This is a genomic window from Pseudarthrobacter scleromae, from assembly GCF_014644515.1.
Taxonomy (GTDB): domain Bacteria; phylum Actinomycetota; class Actinomycetes; order Actinomycetales; family Micrococcaceae; genus Arthrobacter; species Arthrobacter scleromae.
In genome coordinates this window covers 221,942-238,130 of the sequence record NZ_BMKV01000003.1, presented here as the reverse complement: position 1 = coordinate 238,130, position 16,189 = coordinate 221,942, and the positions used below count along the sequence as shown (strand labels likewise).

14 protein-coding genes are annotated in these 16,189 nt (G+C 66.6%); 3 read left to right on the top strand and 11 right to left on the bottom strand.

What is annotated here, in order from left to right:
* Nucleotide 1 precedes the first annotated feature (1 nt).
* The 8 genes from IEX33_RS09205 to IEX33_RS09170 all read right to left on the bottom strand — a co-directional run bounded on the left by IEX33_RS09205 (nt 2) and on the right by IEX33_RS09170 (nt 8,906).
* Nucleotides 2–862, bottom strand: coding sequence for a shikimate dehydrogenase (locus tag IEX33_RS09205; RefSeq protein ID WP_188729556.1), 861 nt, complete (start codon nt 860–862; stop codon nt 2–4).
* Entirely contained in the window at nt 859–2,481 is a 1,623-nt protein-coding gene (gene mltG, locus IEX33_RS09200) for an endolytic transglycosylase MltG (RefSeq protein ID WP_188729554.1), read from the bottom strand. The genes IEX33_RS09205 and mltG overlap by 4 nt, the downstream gene beginning before the upstream one ends.
* Complete coding sequence (ruvX, locus tag IEX33_RS09195) at nt 2,478–3,074, bottom strand: Holliday junction resolvase RuvX (RefSeq protein ID WP_188729552.1); 597 nt, start codon at nt 3,072–3,074, stop codon at nt 2,478–2,480. The genes mltG and ruvX overlap by 4 nt, the downstream gene beginning before the upstream one ends.
* Nucleotides 3,075–3,081: 7 nt before the next feature.
* Nucleotides 3,082–5,760, bottom strand: a complete 2,679-nt coding sequence (gene alaS / locus IEX33_RS09190) for an alanine--tRNA ligase (protein WP_188729550.1) — start codon at nt 5,758–5,760, stop codon at nt 3,082–3,084.
* Between the two features lie 149 nt (nt 5,761–5,909).
* Entirely contained in the window at nt 5,910–6,152 is a 243-nt protein-coding gene (locus tag IEX33_RS09185; protein WP_229666262.1) for a hypothetical protein, read from the bottom strand.
* A 16-nt stretch (nt 6,153–6,168) separates the two neighbouring features.
* A complete protein-coding gene (locus IEX33_RS09180; RefSeq protein WP_188729548.1) occupies nt 6,169–6,543 on the bottom strand; it encodes a DUF948 domain-containing protein in 375 nt (124 codons plus the stop codon).
* Between the two features lie 146 nt (nt 6,544–6,689).
* Complete coding sequence (rpsD, locus tag IEX33_RS09175; RefSeq protein ID WP_104185938.1) at nt 6,690–7,316, bottom strand: 30S ribosomal protein S4; 627 nt, start codon at nt 7,314–7,316, stop codon at nt 6,690–6,692.
* A gap of 171 nt (nt 7,317–7,487) precedes the next feature.
* On the bottom strand, nt 7,488–8,906 hold the full coding sequence (locus IEX33_RS09170) for a replication-associated recombination protein A (protein WP_188729546.1): 1,419 nt from the start codon (nt 8,904–8,906) through the stop codon (nt 7,488–7,490).
* Nucleotides 8,907–8,976: 70 nt separating this feature from the next.
* On the opposite strand from IEX33_RS09170, the gene IEX33_RS09165 reads away from it, so the two are divergent.
* The gene (locus IEX33_RS09165; protein WP_188729544.1) at nt 8,977–9,645 is read left to right on the top strand and encodes an acVLRF1 family peptidyl-tRNA hydrolase; all 669 of its coding nucleotides are present in this window, start codon (nt 8,977–8,979) and stop codon (nt 9,643–9,645) included.
* Here IEX33_RS09165 and IEX33_RS09160 read toward each other — a convergent pair whose 3' ends face one another.
* Both IEX33_RS09160 and aspS read right to left on the bottom strand, forming a co-directional pair.
* A complete protein-coding gene (locus tag IEX33_RS09160) occupies nt 9,646–10,428 on the bottom strand; it encodes a GNAT family N-acetyltransferase (RefSeq protein WP_188729542.1) in 783 nt (260 codons plus the stop codon).
* A 73-nt stretch (nt 10,429–10,501) separates the two neighbouring features.
* Nucleotides 10,502–12,283, bottom strand: coding sequence for an aspartate--tRNA ligase (gene aspS / locus IEX33_RS09155; RefSeq protein ID WP_188729539.1), 1,782 nt, complete (start codon nt 12,281–12,283; stop codon nt 10,502–10,504).
* A 109-nt stretch (nt 12,284–12,392) separates the two neighbouring features.
* Here aspS and IEX33_RS09150 point away from each other — a divergent pair, with 109 nt between their 5' ends.
* A complete protein-coding gene (locus tag IEX33_RS09150; RefSeq protein ID WP_188729537.1) occupies nt 12,393–13,637 on the top strand; it encodes an APC family permease in 1,245 nt (414 codons plus the stop codon).
* Between the two features lie 119 nt (nt 13,638–13,756).
* Here IEX33_RS09150 and hisS read toward each other — a convergent pair whose 3' ends face one another.
* Nucleotides 13,757–15,121, bottom strand: a complete 1,365-nt coding sequence (hisS, locus tag IEX33_RS09145; RefSeq protein ID WP_188729535.1) for a histidine--tRNA ligase — start codon at nt 15,119–15,121, stop codon at nt 13,757–13,759.
* 232 nt (nt 15,122–15,353) lie between these two features.
* Here hisS and IEX33_RS09140 point away from each other — a divergent pair, with 232 nt between their 5' ends.
* The gene (locus IEX33_RS09140) at nt 15,354–16,142 is read left to right on the top strand and encodes a peptidylprolyl isomerase (RefSeq protein WP_188729533.1); all 789 of its coding nucleotides are present in this window, start codon (nt 15,354–15,356) and stop codon (nt 16,140–16,142) included.
* The last annotated feature ends 47 nt before the right edge of the window (nt 16,143–16,189 follow it).

Sequence of the window (16,189 nt, the reverse complement as noted above, 5' to 3'; positions counted from 1 at the left end):
GTCACAACGCCCGTCGGGGAAGGCCGACTGCGTCACACATCACATCTATGACAGCTGCGTTAACGTCTTCGTCCCGGCGGGTGAATAGGCGCACCTGCTCCACCGCCTGGTACAGGAGCATTTCCAGTCCGGGCACAACGGTTCCGCCCCCGGCCTGCCACACGGAGGCCAGCAGGCTGGGCCACGGATCATAGGCGACGTCCAGCAGGACTCCGGGCAGGCTGGTCTTGAGGGAAGCCAGTTCAGCCGCCAGTCCGTCCGCTGCACGTGGCGGGAGGGTGGAAATGACGACGTCGGCCGCTGCCGTGGGACGGGCCGCTTCCGCCAGGGTGCGGATCTCCAAGGAGACGCCCAAGCTGTCCGCAGCGGCGCGGACATCGGCGGTCCGGGACGTATCCCGGACAAAGACCTTGGCCTGGCTGGCCCCGAGGTCCTTGAGTGCCGCGACGGCCGAGGCTGCAGTTCCCCCTCCCCCAAGGATCACAGCGGCCGGGGCCGCGCCGGCACCCGCGTGCTGCAGTGCATTGACGATGCCTGCAACGTCGGTGTTGGAGCCAATGGTGCGCCGGGTGCCGCCGTGCTCCTCAAACGAGACGGTGTTGACGACGCCAAGGGTCCTGGCCACGCCGCGGACTTCGTCCACCTGCCCGAGCATCGCCGTCTTCAAGGGCATTGTGACGGAGAGGCCGCGCCAGCCCGGCTGATCGCGGATCTGCCCCATCAGGGACGGCAGCAGCAGCTCCGTGACGTCGATTGCCGTGTAGCTGATCCCGATCCCCAGCTGGCTGTAGGCAGCCAAATGCAGTGCCGGCGACTTCGAGTGGCTTATCGGATGGCCCAGGACGGCAGCCCGAAGGCTCACGTGCAACGTCCGACGTTGGCCGTGCACCAGGCGTTGTACTGCTCCACGTAGGTGTTGTGCTCGGCGAGCGTCCTGGAGAACTTGGTTTCCTTGGTGTCGAGGTTGATGGTCACCCAGTACAGGTAGTCGTTGGTCTTGGGCCTGGCGGCAGCGTCGATCGCAGTCTTTCCCGGGGATCCGATGGGGCCCGGCGGCAGGCCCGGATTCGCATAGGTGTTGTACGGGTTGGACTTGTCCTGGCGCTGTTCGTCAGTGAAGTTGTAGCTCTTGGTGCCCAGGCCGTAGGTCACGGCCGAGTCCACCTGCAGGAAACCTCCGGTCTGGTCGTTGGGCTTGAGCCGGTTGTAGATGGCACCTGCCACGTCCCCGTACTCCGCCTGGCCACCCTCGGCCTGGACGATGCTGGCGACGATCACGGCCTCGTACTGCTTGGCTGGGTCCGTGATGCCCTGCGACACAAGTTCGTCAGTTGTGATCTTGACCAGGGACTGGAGGATGTCCTTTGCCGGAGTGCCAAGGGGGAAGCGGTGCTCCCCCGGGGCCAGGTACCCCTCAAGGTTTTTGGCGTTGGCCGGAAGACCGAACTGGGCCGGCTCGTTGCTGAGGGCCTGCAGGTCCTGGATGGAGATTCCGGACCCCTGCGAGATCGCCTGCAGGGACTCACCGATGCGCAATCCGGCGCTGAGGGCGAAGTAGATGACTTTTTCCTGGTCCTTGCCCAGGAGGACATTCACGGCGTCGGAGTTCTTCATCTCCGACTTGAACGTGTAGTCACCCGGGGAAAGGATGCCGCCGGATGCGCTGAAGCTCTGGAGGAACGTATCGGCATTTGCCACCACACCCTCGTTTTCCAGCTTCGAGGCAATGGAACGGGTGCCTTCACCGTTTTCCACAGTGACAACCACTTCGCCCGAACCAGGCCCCGGAAAGTCGCTGGGCTTGTCGCTGCCAAGCAGCGGCTTGAGGAACTGCGCTCCGACGGCGACAGCCGTGACAAAGACGGCAAGGGTCAGGAACAGCGCCAGGAGGCGCCGGCGCCGGCGCACCTTCTTCGACGGCTTGGCCACTACGGTTGCTGCGGCCGAGGCAGGAAGGAGTTCATGGTGGTGCGCACCGTCGTCGTGCCCCTCTTCGTAGTGGGTCCCGTCGTCGTGCCCGTCCCCATAGTGCGTTCCGTCATAGTGTCCGTCGTGCTGGTGCACGCCGGCCGCATAGCCGTGCCCGTCTGCGTAGCCGGGTTCTTCGTAGTGGGTTTCGTCGCTGTAATGCGCGCCGGCCGCGTGCTGATGCCCTGCAAGGGCTGGTTCGTGGTGATCGTCCTGGATGGACGGCGGGGTGGCGGGAGCAGCCGGAATCAGGGGCTCTTCCACCCGGTCCTGCGGTGCCGGTTCTTCACGCAATGCTTCATCCTGACGCCGGGGGTCTGCTTCTGCGGCCGCGGGGGGTTCCGCGGGCAGCGGTGGAATGTCGTGGCCGGTCTCGTAGGCCTGCTCCGGAACGGCATCGTGGCCTCCGGCGTTGAGGGTCTTTTCCCGTTCGCGGAGTTCCTTGCGGGTCAGCGGCCTTCCTGCCCCCGCGTCCAGAGGGCTGGAAGAGTCGTCAATGTTGGCAGGGCTCACTGGTGCCTTCCATTATCTGAAGATCGGTCCGTATCGCCGGGTGTGGCGGGCATCGTTTCCGGCCCGCTGCCTCCCATGTCCACGGAAGGGGGTGGCGCCGTCACGCGTGAGCCGACGTCCGCTCCCCTGGCTTTCTGCATGTCGATGGCGTGCTGAAGGATACCTGCCGCCGCGACCTGATCAACTACTTTACGGTGGTTCCTGCTGCTCATGCCAGCTTCGTGCAGGCTCCGGTGGGCGCTGACACTGCTCAGCCGTTCATCCACGAGGTTCACCGGCACCGCCAGGTCCCGGGCAGCGAGCTCGCCAACCAGCAGGTGGGCGTAGTCCGTGGCCATCATGGCAGAGGCCCGTTCCTCACCCTTCATGGTGCGTGGCAGGCCCACAAAAACCTGGACGGCACCGAGTTCCCGCACCAGGTTGGCAATGACCCGGACGTCTGAGTTCTTCCTGGCGTTGCGGTCCAGTGTCTTGTAGGGCGTCGCCAGGATGGAATCGCGGTCGCAGATGGCAACCCCCACCCGGACGGTGCCGACGTCCACCCCCAGTTTGATGCCCTGGGGGTAGTCGCCGGCAGCAGCAGGATCGGTCATCGGAGGATTAGCGCCGCGAAATGGCGTCGACGACGGCGGAGAGGGCCTGGCCTACCTGGCCGGCGTCGATTCCGCCGCCCTGGGCGACGTCGTCCTTTCCGCCGCCGCCACCACCGAGGATCCCTGCGGCGAGGCGCACCAGGGCTCCTGCCTTGACCCCCGCTTCCCGGGCGGCCTCGTTGGTGGCCACCAGGATGACGGGACGGTCGTTGGCGACGCCGGCCACGGCCACGGCAGCGGGTGCGGAGCCGAGGCGGTTCCGAAGGTCCAGGGCAAGGCCGCGCAGGTCGTCAGCGCCGCTGACCTGTCCTGCGTCGTGGGCGATGACACTGACTCCGGAGGCATCCTTGGCGCTGCTGACCAGCTGGGCCGCAGCCCCAGCCAGCTGTTCCTTGCGGAGGCGGTCAAGTTCCTTCTCTGTCGCCTTGAGCTTTGCCAGCGTGGCGGCGATCCGGTCTGCAAGCTGGCCGGAGGGAACCTTCAGCATGTCGGTGAGCTCGGTGACCAGGGCGCGCTCGGCCGCCAGGTGGCGGAAAGCGTCCATGCCCACGAAGGCCTCCACACGCCGGTTTCCCGACCCGACGGACTGCTCGCCCAGCAGGGAAAGGCTGCCGATCAGGGACGTGTTGGAAACATGGGTGCCGCCGCAAAGCTCGCGCGACCAGGCGCCGTCGATCTCAACAACCCGGACTTCACTGCCGTAGTTCTCGCCAAAGAGCGCCATGGCGCCCAGTGCCTTGGCCTCAGCCAGGCCCATGACCTTGGTTTCCACCCGGAAGTTGTTCCGGATGGCCAGGTTGGAGACTTCCTCGATCTCGGACCGCGTGGCCGTGCTCAGCCCCTCGCCCCAGGCGAAGTCGAAGCGCAGGTAGCCGGCCTTGTTGTAGGAGCCGCGCTGGGTGGCTTCCGGGCCCAGGATCTGGTGGAGCGCGGCGTGCACAATGTGCGTGCCGGTGTGGGCTTGTTCAGCGGCGTGCCGGCGTTCGCGGTCGACGGCGGCACGGACCAGCGAGTCGGCCCCGATTTCGCCTTCGCGGACAATCGCCTTGTGCACGCTCAGGCCCTTGAGGGGGCGCTGGACGTCGAGCACCTCGACAACGAACCCGTCACCGGTGATCAGGCCGGTATCGGCGGCCTGGCCGCCTGCTTCGGCGTAGAAGGGCGTTTCGGAGAGTACCAGTTCGATTTCATCGCCAGTGGAAGCCTGATGGACCGCACGGCCGCCGGTGAGGATGCCGCGGACGCGGGACTCGCCGTCGAGCTCGGTGTAGCCGGTGAAGACCGTCTCACCCTGGGCCAGGATGTCCTGGAAGGCGCTGAGGTCCGCGTGGCCGCCCTTCTTGCCCTTGGCATCGGCCTGGGCGCGCTGGCGCTGTTCCTGCATGAGGCTGCGGAAGGCGGCCTCGTCCACGTTGAGTCCTGCTTCCTCGGCCATCTCCAGGGTCAGGTCGATGGGGAAACCATAGGTGTCGTGCAGTGCAAAGGCGTCGGCCCCGGACAGCGGCTTGTTGGCGGCCTTGGATTCCTTGACGGCGTCCTCGAGGCGTGCGGTTCCGGAGGCGATGGTCCGCAGGAAGGCCTTCTCTTCGGCGTACGCGATGCGGCTGATCCGGGCGAAGTCCGTGTCCACTACGGGGTAGACGCCCTTCATGGCATCGCGTGAGGCGGGAAGGAGTTCGGGCAGGCAGGCCTGTTCAACACCGAGGAGGCGCATGGAACGGACGGCACGGCGGATGAGCCGGCGCAGGACATAGCCGCGGCCCTCGTTGGAGGGGGTCACGCCGTCGGAGATCAGCATCAGGGCTGACCGGATGTGGTCGGCGACCACACGCATGCGGACGTCGTCCGTGTGGTGGGGGTCTTCGTCGGTCTCGGCGGACGTGTATTCCTTGCCGGAGAGCTCGGCAGCCTTGTCGATGACGGGGCGGACCTGGTCCGTCTCGTACATGTTCTCGACACCCTGCAGGATCATGGCCAGGCGTTCCATGCCCAGGCCGGTGTCGATGTTGCGCTTGGGCAGTTCGCCGACGACGTCGAAGTCTTCCTTCGAGCGGACGTTCTCGATCTGGTACTGCATGAACACAAGGTTCCAGATTTCGATGTAGCGGGTCTCGTCAGCCAGCGGGCCGCCCTCAACACCGTACTGGGGGCCGCGGTCGTAGTAGATCTCGGAGCAGGGACCGGCGGGACCGGGCTGCCCGGTGTGCCAGTAGTTGTCCGACTTGCCCATCTTCTGGATGCGCTCGGCTGGAACACCGGTGTTCTTGAGCCACAGGTCCTTGGCTTCGTCGTCCTCTTCGTAGACCGTCACCCAGAGCCGCTCGGGCGCCAGGCCGTAGCCGCCGTCGTCAACGCCCGTGGTCAGCAGCTCCCAGGCGAACTTGATGGCGTCTTCCTTGAAGTAGTCGCCGAAGGAAAAGTTGCCGCACATCTGGAAGAACGTTCCGTGGCGGGCAGTCTTGCCCACTTCCTCGATGTCACCGGTACGGATGCACTTCTGCACGCTGACGGCGCGCGAGTAGGGTGCTTCCTCCCTGGCGGTCAGGTAGGGAATGAACGGCACCATGCCGGCAACCGTGAACAGCAGCGAGGGGTCGCTGGAGACCAGCGATGCGGACGGAACCGCGGTGTGGCCCTTGCTGACAAAAAAGTCCACCCAGCGCTTTGTGATCTCCTGCGACTTCATGAGCTGTGTACTTACCCTTCTTGCTCCGCGCACTGTGCGTCGCGGAGGTTCATTCGCTGGGCGGTCCCGTTGTGTACGGTGACCGCCGGTATGGTTCTAACGTGTGGTGCCTGCCCGGTTCCGACGTACGGTGCCGGTCAGCAGGGTGGTCAGCGGCGGACCAGGTCTGCCGATTCGACGCCAAGGGCGGAGCGCAGGTCGGTTTCCCGCTCGCGCATTCCGGCGCGGACGGCGTCGGCAAAGTCGTAGACACCGTCGGCAAGGCGGTTCACGGAACGGTTCAGGCCCTCCGGGCCCAACGTCGACTGCATGCTGGCCTGCACCTCGGTCACCTTGCGGAAAGCGATCACTCCGATCGCCACGCCGATTCCCATCCAGATAAATCGTTTCATTCTCTTCTCCCGGAATCTAGCGGCTGCGGCGGCCGGCGGCAGGCTTCTTGCGCCCGGCCAGCGCGGAACGGACACCGTAGCTGAAGGCTGCCACCTTGATCAGCGGCGACCCCACGGTGGCGGCTACAAGGGAGGACAGGGCGGAAAGGTTTGCGGACGCGTCCGCAACGTTGGACGAGATGCCGTCCACTTTCTTCAGCTGCTGGTTGGTGGTGGAGACGGTGGCGGTGACTTCGTCCATAAGCGGCGTGGCGCCGTCGCTCAGGGACCGTATGGAAGTCCGGACCTCGTCCAGGACGCGGCCCAGCTTAAGGATGGGCACGGCGAGCAGCAGTACCAGGACTGCAAACACCCCGGCAGCGATCAGGCCGGCAATATCGCCACCAGACATAGACGTTCATCTCCTCGAAATTCTGTGGTTCGGTTGCATCCCGGCGGGTGCGCGTGAAACGCATTCCGCAGATGTCCCCCAAGTACCTTACATACAAAGAAGCCCGCGGCGCTTGCCACGGGCTTCTTTGGATACGCTGCTGGAATTTAGCGTGCGTAGAATTCGACGACCAGCTGCTCTTCGCAGGTCACGGGGACCTCGGAGCGCTTGGGGCGACGGACCAGGCGGGCCTGGAGGGCTTCCAGCTTGACGTCCAGGTAGGCCGGGACGGCAGGCAGGACGTCGCGGTGGGCGCCGGCTGCTGCAACCTGGAGCGGAACCATGGTTTCGCTGCGGGTGTGGACGTGGACCAGCTGGCCCTCGCCGACGCGGAACGACGGGCGGTCAACGCGGACGCCGTCAACCATGATGTGGCGGTGCACAACCAGCTGGCGGGCCTGGGCGATGGTGCGGGCGAAGCCGGCACGCAGGACCAGGGCGTCAAGGCGCATCTCGAGCAGCTCGATGAGGTTCTCACCGGTCAGGCCCTTGGTGCGGCGGGCTTCTTCGAAGGCACGGGTCATCTGTGCTTCGCGGATGCCGTACTGGGCGCGCAGGCGCTGCTTTTCGCGCAGGCGTACGGCGTAGTCGGAGTCCTGCTTCTTGCGGGCACGGCCATGCTCACCGGGGCCGTACGGGCGGCGCTCCATGTACTTGGCGGCCTTGGGGGTCAGAGCGATGCCGAGGGACCGCGAGAGGCGGGCCTGACGGCGAGCACGAGTGTTGTTAGCCACTTGTGTCCTTCCAATATCTGCGGTGTGTCAGTGTTACTGGCCTCCACGATGGAGAGCATCGGCCAACCGCTGCCTTTTGCTACTGGGCACAGGGCATAACCTTCTCAACATGAAATTGGGGAGATTGTGCGTCCGTGCCTTGCCAGACAAACATCTACCTTACCACGGCAGTCACTTGCCCCGGACGATCCTGCGCAGCCGCTCCAGCCGCGTGGCAATGTCCCGCTCAGCGCCGTTGGCCGTGGGCTGGTAGTAGTCCTTCCCCACCAGGTCATCCGGCGGGTATTGCTGGGCTGCAACGCCGTGCGGGGCGTCGTGGGCGTATTTGTAGCCAAGGCCGTGCCCCAGTTGCTTGGATCCCGGGTAGTGGGCGTCCCTCAGGTGGGCCGGAATGCCATTCCCCAACCCTGCCCGGACATCGGCAATGGCCTTGTTGATGCCCATATAGGCGGCGTTGGACTTGGGGGCCGTGGCCAGGTGCACCACGGCTTCGGCCAGGATGATCCGGCCCTCAGGCATTCCGATCAGCTGCACCGCCTGCGCCGCGGCCACGGCCGTCTGCAGCGCCGTGGGATCCGCCATCCCGACGTCTTCGGCGGCTGAGATCACGATCCGCCGGGCGATGAAGCGCGGGTCCTCCCCCGCCTCCAGCATGCGGGCCAAATAGTGCAGGGCGGCGTCGACGTCGGAGCCGCGGATGGACTTGATGAAGGCGCTGATGACGTCATAGTGCTGGTCACCGGCACGGTCGTACCGGACGGCGGCAACGTCCAGGGCACGCTCGGTGTGTTTCAGTTCGACGGCGACGGGCCCGTCCCCGGCATCGTCGGCATCCCCGAACGCAACGCCGGCGGCTGCCTCCAATGCCGTCAGGGCACGGCGTGCATCGCCTCCGGAAAGCCGTACGAGGTGGTCGAGTGCTTCCTCGCTGAGGCCCACCTTCCCGTTCAGTCCGCGCGGATCGGCAACGGCGCGCTGGATCAGTCCTTCAATATCAGCGTCCGTCAGGGGACGGAGCGTCAGCAGCAGCGAGCGGGAGAGCAGCGGTGACACCACGGAAAACGATGGATTCTCGGTGGTGGCGGCGACCAGCACCACCCAGCGGTTTTCGACGCCGGGCAGCAGGGCGTCCTGTTGGGCCTTGTTGAAGCGGTGGATCTCGTCCAGGAACAGGACGGTGGTGGTCTTGTAGAGGTCGCGGGCCGTCAGGGCCTCGTCCATGACGCGCCGTACGTCCTTGACGCCGGCAGTAATGGCGGAGAGCTCCACGAACTTCCTGCCCCGTCCGCGGGCAATGACGTGGGCGAGGGTCGTTTTGCCGGTTCCCGGGGGGCCCCAAAGGATGAGCGAGGTGGGGCCGGCAGGGCCTGTTGTGTCTGCGCCGGCTCCGGCGGCCAACTGGCGCAGGGGCGAACCCTGTCCCAGGAGGTGCTGCTGGCCTACCACCTCGTCAAGGGTGCGCGGACGCATCCGGACGGCGAGCGGGCCCCGGGGGGAAGCGTTGGCCCCTGGCCCTGCGGTCCGGCCGGGGTCAACGGAGGCGTCGTCGTCATCATCATTGCCGCGGCCGTGCCCGAAGAGATCTTCCACATAGATAGGCTACTTCCAGTTCACTTCCGGATTTTCCCGGGAGTCCGGCAAGCCAGTAAAGGAACGCCCCATGTCCGCACGCACCACCGGCGGAGCCCGGCCGGCCTCCATGCGCACGGCATACATTCCCGGCAGCCGGCTGGCCGGATGGGCGGAAAGGTTTGGCGCGGCGCACGGTGGGTACCAGGTGACGGATGACGACGACGGCCTCCGCCTTCGGGCCGCGGACGGCGCCGAAGCCCTCCTGCAGCCTCCCTGGCCGGCCGACGGGCGGCCCGGCCGGGGCGCGGACGCGCTTGAACGGCTTGCCTCCCTGGCGTCGCAGCCGCGGCGGCTGGGCCTGCTGCTGGCCAGGCGCGGAGGCTACGGGGTGGCGGTGGTCAGTGAGGGGCAAATCCTCGCGTCGAAGGTGGGATCCACGTATGTGCAGTCCCGGACGGCCGCGGGCGGACAGTCGCAGCAGCGGTTCGCCCGGCGGCGGAACAACCAGGCCGACGCCCTGGTGGAGGCTGTTGCGGAACAGGCCGCACGCATCTTCGGCGGTGAACCTTTTGAGTACGTGGTTCCCGGGGGCGACAGGGCCCTGGCGGGCCTTGTCCTCCAGCACCCTGCCCTGAAGGGCTTTGCCGCCATGCCCCGGCTGGCCTACCTTGACGTCCCGGATCCCAAGGCAGCAGTGCTGCGTAAAGCGGCCGCGGATTCGTGTGCCGTGCGGATCCAGGTCACCGACGCCTCCTAGTCAGCAGCCTGTCAGCGCCCGGCGGGGCCGTTCCTGGCGGTAGATATAGCGGCCCGCTTCCTCGAACCCCGCCTGCTGGTAGAGCTGCCGGGCGGCGGAGTTGGCAGCTGTGACCAGCAGCCAGAAACTTTCCACATGGCGCGCGGCCCCTTCGGACTGGAGCGCCTGGAGCACTGCTGTGGCGTAGCCCCGCCTGCGGTGAGCGGGCGACGTGGCCATGCAATAGATTCCTCCCGTGGCGCCCACCAGGGCGAGGCGCCCGACGGCGGCCGGGACGCCGTCGTCGTCCCTGGCGAGGGCATACAGCGCTGGGCACCCCGTTACGATCAAGCGCGCTGTCTCCCGCGCCTGGCCACCGCCCCGGCCGTCCACGCTCCACCAAAGGTGCAGCCACTCCTCGTCAGGCGCATCAAGGATCTCCACCCCGGCGACCGCCGGGCGAACGCCCTGGGAACCGGCAGGCCGGGCCATGATCAGCGTTTCGGACTGCCGCGTGAAGCCCTGGGCGTCCAGGATGCCATTCAGCCCGGAGTTGGCGGCTGTGTCCGCTACCTGGAAGATCAAGGGAAGACGCCGCATCCGGTACCACCGCGCAGCCTCCAGCAAAGCCTCCTGCGGCTTGGGCGCGGGGTCCCGCGGCCACACCGAGTTGGCCCGCTGCGTGACGCCGTCCGCAGCCCGGAGGACCCACTCCCCCAGGTCGTGGCGATCGGGGGCGGGCCAGGCGGCATCCATGAGCGCTTCGTAGGCGCGGGCGAGGTGGCTCGCACGGTTGAGCGCCATGGGGACTCCTTCTTTGCGGACAGACGTGAAGGCCCCCCTTTGCAGGAGGGCCTTCAGGTCAAACGGATACTGCCTACTTGCCCTCTTCCGGCTTCTTGGCCTCAGGCTTGAAGTCAACACCGGCTTCCTTGCGCTGCTGCGGCGTAATGGGAGCCGGGGCCGCGGTCAGGGGGTCGTAGCCGTTGCCGGTCTTGGGGAAGGCGATGACGTCGCGGATAGAATCCACGCCGGACAGCAGCGCCACCACGCGGTCCCAGCCGAAGGCGATGCCGCCGTGCGGAGGCGCACCGAATTTGAAGCCTTCGAGCAGGAAGCCGAACTTCTCCTGCGCGTCCTGGTGGGAGAGGCCCATGACCTCGAAGACCCGTTCCTGGACATCGCCCTGGTGGATACGGATGGAGCCGCCGCCGATTTCGTTGCCATTGCAGACGATGTCGTAGGCGTACGCCAGCGCTGATTCGGGGTCCGTATCGAAGCTGTCCATGTACTCGGGCTTGGGGGACGTGAACGCGTGGTGCACTGCGGTCCACTGGCCGGCGCCAACAGCCACGTCGCCGGAGGCCACAGCTGCGGCGGCCGGCTCGAACATCGGCGCGTCCACCACCCAGCAGAAGGCCCAGTCATCCGGGTTGATCAGGCCGGTGCGGTGGCCGATCTCAACACGGGCAGCACCCAGCAGTGCGCGCGCGGAGGACTTGTCCCCGGCGGCGAAGAAGATGCAGTCGCCCGGCTTTGCCCCCACGGCATCCGCCAGGCCTGCACGTTCTGCCTCGGTGAGGTTCTTGGCCACGGGCCCGGCCAGCTCGCCGTCTTCCTTGAAGAGGACGTAGGCCAATCCCTTGTGCCCGCGCTGCTTGGCGAACTCCTGCCAGCCATCCAGGGTCCGGCGCGGCTGCGAGGCGCCGCCCGGCATCACCACGGCACCGACGTAGGGGGCCTTGAACACACCGAAGTTGGTGTCCTTGAAGAATTCAGTCAGCTCCGTAAGCTCCACGCCGAAACGGAGGTCCGGCTTGTCCGAGCCGAAGCGTGCCATGGCGTCGTGGTACGTGATGCGCTGGATGGGCGTCGGAATCTCGACGTCGATGAGCTTCCACAGTGCCTTGACGATGTTCTCGCCCAGGGCAATGATGTCGTCCTGCTCAACGAAGCTCGCTTCGATGTCCAGCTGGGTGAACTCCGGCTGGCGGTCCGCGCGGAAATCCTCGTCGCGGTAGCAGCGGGCAATCTGGTAGTACTTCTCGAAGCCGCCCACCTGCAGGAGCTGCTTGAACAGCTGGGGTGACTGCGGCAGCGCGTACCAGGAGCCCGGCGCCAGGCGTGCCGGCACAACGAAGTCACGGGCGCCCTCGGGCGTTGACCGCGTCAGCGTCGGGGTCTCAACTTCAACGAAGCCGTCCTGGTGCAGCAGTTCACGGGCCACGCGGTTGGCTTCGGAGCGCAGGCGCAGGTTGCGGGCGGGGCCGGGACGGCGGAGGTCCAGGTAGCGGTGCTTCAGGCGTGCTTCCTCGCCCACCTCAACGTGTTCGTCGATCTGGAACGGGAGGGGGTCGGACGTGTTGAGGATGGTGACCTTTTCGGCCATGACCTCGATCTCGCCGGTGGCCAGGGCGGGGTTCTCGTTGCCCTCGGGCCGCTTGGAAACGGTGCCGATGACCTGCAGGACATACTCGTTGCGCAGCCCGTGGAAGACTTCTTCCTCGCGGACCACCACCTGTGCCACACCGGAAGCATCACGCAGGTCCACGAAGGCCACACCACCGTGATCACGGCGGCGGCCCACCCAGCCGGCCAGGGTTACGGTTTGTCCAATGTGCTCGGAACGAAGGGATCCGAGGTCATGTGTGCGCAGCACAGCACGCCTTTCTGCGGGGTTACGGCGGGAAGTCGATCGGGAAGTTAAATAGGATCGTTACGGGAACAATCCCGTACGAGTTTACCCGCTGCAAAGGGACTGCCACCGCATGAGCGCACACCCGCATCTTGAACGCAGGCTCGGCACGTTTGACGCCACAGCCATCGGACTCGGCTCAATGCTGGGCGCCGGGGTGTTCGTTGTCTTCGCGCCGGCGGCCGCGCTGGCGGGCCAGCTGCTGGCCCTGTCGGTGGTCATCGCGGGGGCGGTTGCCTACTGCAACGCGGTGGCGTCGGCCGCCCTCGCCGCAAAGTACCCCACCAGCGGCGGGACGTACGTCTACGGCCGCAAGCAGCTTGGCGAATGGCCGGGATTCCTTGCCGGCTGGGGATTTGTCACAGGAAAGACTGCATCCTGCGCCGCGATGGCGCTGACGTTCGGCAGCTATGCCTGGCCCGGCTACGCAGTGCCGGCGGCCGTGGCGGCCGTGGTTGTGCTCACCGGCGTCAATTTGCTGGGCATCACCCGCACTGCCCTGCTCACGCGGATCCTGCTGTGCATCGTTTTGGCCACCCTCGCCTTCGTCGCTGTGGCCGCAGCCGTGGGGCCCCACCCCGGCCCCGGCGCGGGCGGGCCCGCGGACGGCTCTTCCCTGGGCGGGGTGCTGCCGGCGGCCGGGCTGATGTTCTTCGCCTTTGCCGGCTACGCCCGGATCGCCACATTGGGCGAGGAGGTCAAGGATCCTGCCCGGGCCATCCCGCGCGCAATCCTCGCCGCCCTGGCCGCTGCGTTCGCCATCTACCTGACCCTCTCGCTGCTCCTGCTGAACCACCTGCCCGGCGGACAGCTCGCGGCCACACGGACGCCGCTGCTGGACGCGGTGCTGGAGTCGCGGTTCCAGGGAGGTGCATTACTGGTGCAGGTGGGAGCCGCCGCTGCCTGCCTGGGAGCCCTGCTGGCACTGATCACGGGTGTTGGCCGCACCACGCTGGCCATGGCACGGGAACGCGACCTGCCGGCGCCCCTGGCGAAGGTGGGGGGAAAGCACACCGTGCCGTATGTGGCGGAACTGGTGGTGGCCGCCGTCGTCATCCTGCTTCTGCTCACCACTGACGTTATGACGGTGGTGGGCTTCTCCAGCTTTGGCGTGCTGATGTACTACGCCGTGGCCAACGCCTCTGCATACACCCTGGCGGCACATCCAGGCTACGCACCCAAGTGGCTGAACGCCGTCGGCTTCGCAGCCTGCCTGCTGCTGGCCTTCACCCTGCCGCCGGCGTCGGTCCTGACGATGGCGGCGGTGCTGGCAGCCGGCGTAGCGGGGCGGTGGCTGGTCCTGCGGCTGCGGCATTAGCGCGTCCCGACCGCGTGGAGCGGGTCCGTCAGGTCCGCCCACACGCCGTGAGCGGACCTATCGACGGCGGGTCTGTGCCAAAGTGCCCCACGACGGCGGCACCTGGCGCCGCCCGGCAGCTAAACGGCTGCTGCAGCCGGCTCTGCCGCCGTGGACACCTGCACTGCCAGATCTTCGGCCGGCGGCGTCCAGGTCTCCGGGGCTGCGACTACCTGCTCGCCGGTCCGGATGTCCTTGACCTGGTGCGTACCGTCGTCGTCGGTGAACCAGACAAACGGGATGCCGCGCCGGTCAGCGAACTTGATCTGCTTGCCGAACTTTTCCGCCTTCGCTGCCACTTCGGTGGGAATGCCGCGGCTGCGCAGCTGGGCGGCAACGTCCTGCGCAGCGTCCCAGCTGTCATCGTGCGTCAGGGCCACAAGCACGGCAGTGGGAACCGACCGTGAGGCCTTGGCCAGGTCCTGGCTCAGGATGCGGGACACCAGCCGGGTGACGCCGATCGAAAGTCCCACGCCCGGGAACTTCCGGTTTCCTTTCGACGCCAGCGCGTCATACCGGCCGCCGGAGCAGATGGAACCCAGCTGTTCGTGGCCGACCAGGACGGTTTCCACCACTGTTCCGGTGTAATAGTCCAGGCCGCGGGCAATGCTGAGGTCAGCCACCACCTTGCCCGGGGCACGCTGGACGGCCGCGTCAATGACCTGTTCAAGCTCGCTGAGGCCCTCGTCCAGCAGATCATTAGTGACACCCAACGCCCGGACCTGGGCCACGAACGAAGAGTCCTCGGTGCGGATTCCGGCCAGCTGCAGGGCTTTCTGTGCCTGGTCGTCGGTGGCACCCAGTTCAGACTTCAACAGTTCCGCTACTTTCGCGGGCCCGATCTTTTCGAGTTTGTCGATGCTCCGCAGCACGCCGGCCGTGTCATCCAGGCCAATGCCGCGGTAGAAGCCCTCGGCGAGCTTCCTGTTGTTGATGCGGAGGCGGAAGTCCGGAATGGGGAGGGCGCTGAGCGCCTCGGCGATCACCAGCGCGATCTCGACGTCGTAGCGGAAGGGCAGGTCGCCGTCGCCCACCACGTCGATGTCAGCCTGGGTGAATTCGCGGGCCCGGCCTTCCTGCGGGCGTTCGCCGCGCCACACCTTCTGGATCTGGTAGCGCCGGAAGGGGAACGCCAGGTAGCCGGCGTTTTCGACGACGTAACGGGCAAAGGGAACAGTCAGGTCGAAGTGCAGGGCAAGTGCGTGCGGGTCGGCTTTGCCCTTCGCCTCGCCCTCGTCCTCCTGGAGGCGGCTGAGCCCGTACACCTCTTTGTCGATCTCCCCTTTGCGCAGCAGCTGGCCGACAGTTTCCACGGCCCGCGTTTCAATGGAGGAGAATCCGTGCAGCTCGAACACCCGGCGCAGCGTATCCAACACATGAAGCTCCACCAGCCGCTCCTCGGGAAGCCACTCGGGGAATCCGGACAGGGAGGCGGTGCGTGCCATGGTGGAGTTTCTCCTCTTGGTGAACGGCGGCAGGGACGTGCGCGGCAATCGGCCCGAAACGGGCGTACGACGGCGGCAGTCCAGCCAGTCATGCATAAACTATGTGCGGCAGTCAGTTTATGTCGTCTTCCGCCGGCATCTCTAATGCGGCGGACCGGCAGGCCCGGCGGCCAACACCTGCGCAGGCGGCCTACGGCCATGCCGTGCAGCAGCCCGACTATGAGGAGGACCCTTGGCGGCCAGTTCACGCAGTGCCCGCGAAACCAAACGGCGCATTCAGCAGATGGAAGCCAAGCGGGCCATGCGGCGGGACCAGGAAGGCCGGCGAAAACGCGACAATCTCATCGCCGCCGGCGCCGGGGCAGCCGCCGTTGTCCTCGCCGTCGTACTCCAACTCACTGCCTTTGCCGGCAATCCCTCCGAGGACGAGTACGCTGCCGCAGAGGCTGGACTGAGCAGCCCGTCCACGCAGGCAACCAACGGCCCCAACATCCCCGCCGCGGACACCGCCGCCGGCCAGACCTTCACCGGCGAGCTCGTCCTGAACGGCAGCCCGCTGGGCGTGGAGCTGAACGGGACGGATGCTCCGCAGGCAACCGCGGTCTTCAAGTCGCTCAGCGACGAGGGCTATTTTGGCGGCAAGACCTGCCACCGCCTGACTACCGGGGACACCTTCGGCGTCCTGCAATGCGGCTCCCCTACAGGTGACGGCCAGGGAGACCCTGACTACACCTGGGGTCCGTTGGAGAACACGCCAGAGGACGGCACCTATCCGGCCGGCACCATCGCAGTGGCCCGTACAGGAAACAACGCGTACGGCAACGGCACCCAGTTCTTCATTGTCTATAAAGACACGGTCATCCCGGCGGACAGCGCCGGCGGCTACACCGTGGTTGGGAAGGTGACATCGGGGCTGGACGTGGTGGCCAACCTGGCTGCCGCCGGAATCACGCCGGGCAGCAGCGACACGGACGGCGCGCCCGTTGAACCAGTCACGATAGACTCGTTTTCTCTGAAGTAGGAAGCCCGGCCGGCACGGCCGCGGTGCAGTACGTGAGTATTTCCCTC

Excerpts from the sequence above, each read along its gene's own strand:
- ruvX (WP_188729552.1), bottom strand. The coding sequence starts at position 3,074 with ATGACCGATCCTGCTGCTGCCGGCGACTACCCCCAGGGCATCAAACTG.
- alaS (WP_188729550.1), bottom strand. The coding sequence starts at position 5,760 with ATGAAGTCGCAGGAGATCACAAAGCGCTGGGTGGACTTTTTTGTCAGC.
- IEX33_RS09185 (WP_229666262.1), bottom strand. The coding sequence starts at position 6,152 with ATGAAACGATTTATCTGGATGGGAATCGGCGTGGCGATCGGAGTGATC.
- IEX33_RS09180 (WP_188729548.1), bottom strand. The coding sequence starts at position 6,543 with ATGTCTGGTGGCGATATTGCCGGCCTGATCGCTGCCGGGGTGTTTGCA.
- IEX33_RS09165 (WP_188729544.1), top strand. The coding sequence starts at position 8,977 with ATGTCCGCACGCACCACCGGCGGAGCCCGGCCGGCCTCCATGCGCACG.
- IEX33_RS09160 (WP_188729542.1), bottom strand. The coding sequence starts at position 10,428 with ATGGCGCTCAACCGTGCGAGCCACCTCGCCCGCGCCTACGAAGCGCTC.
- IEX33_RS09150 (WP_188729537.1), top strand. The coding sequence starts at position 12,393 with ATGAGCGCACACCCGCATCTTGAACGCAGGCTCGGCACGTTTGACGCC.
- hisS (WP_188729535.1), bottom strand. The coding sequence starts at position 15,121 with ATGGCACGCACCGCCTCCCTGTCCGGATTCCCCGAGTGGCTTCCCGAG.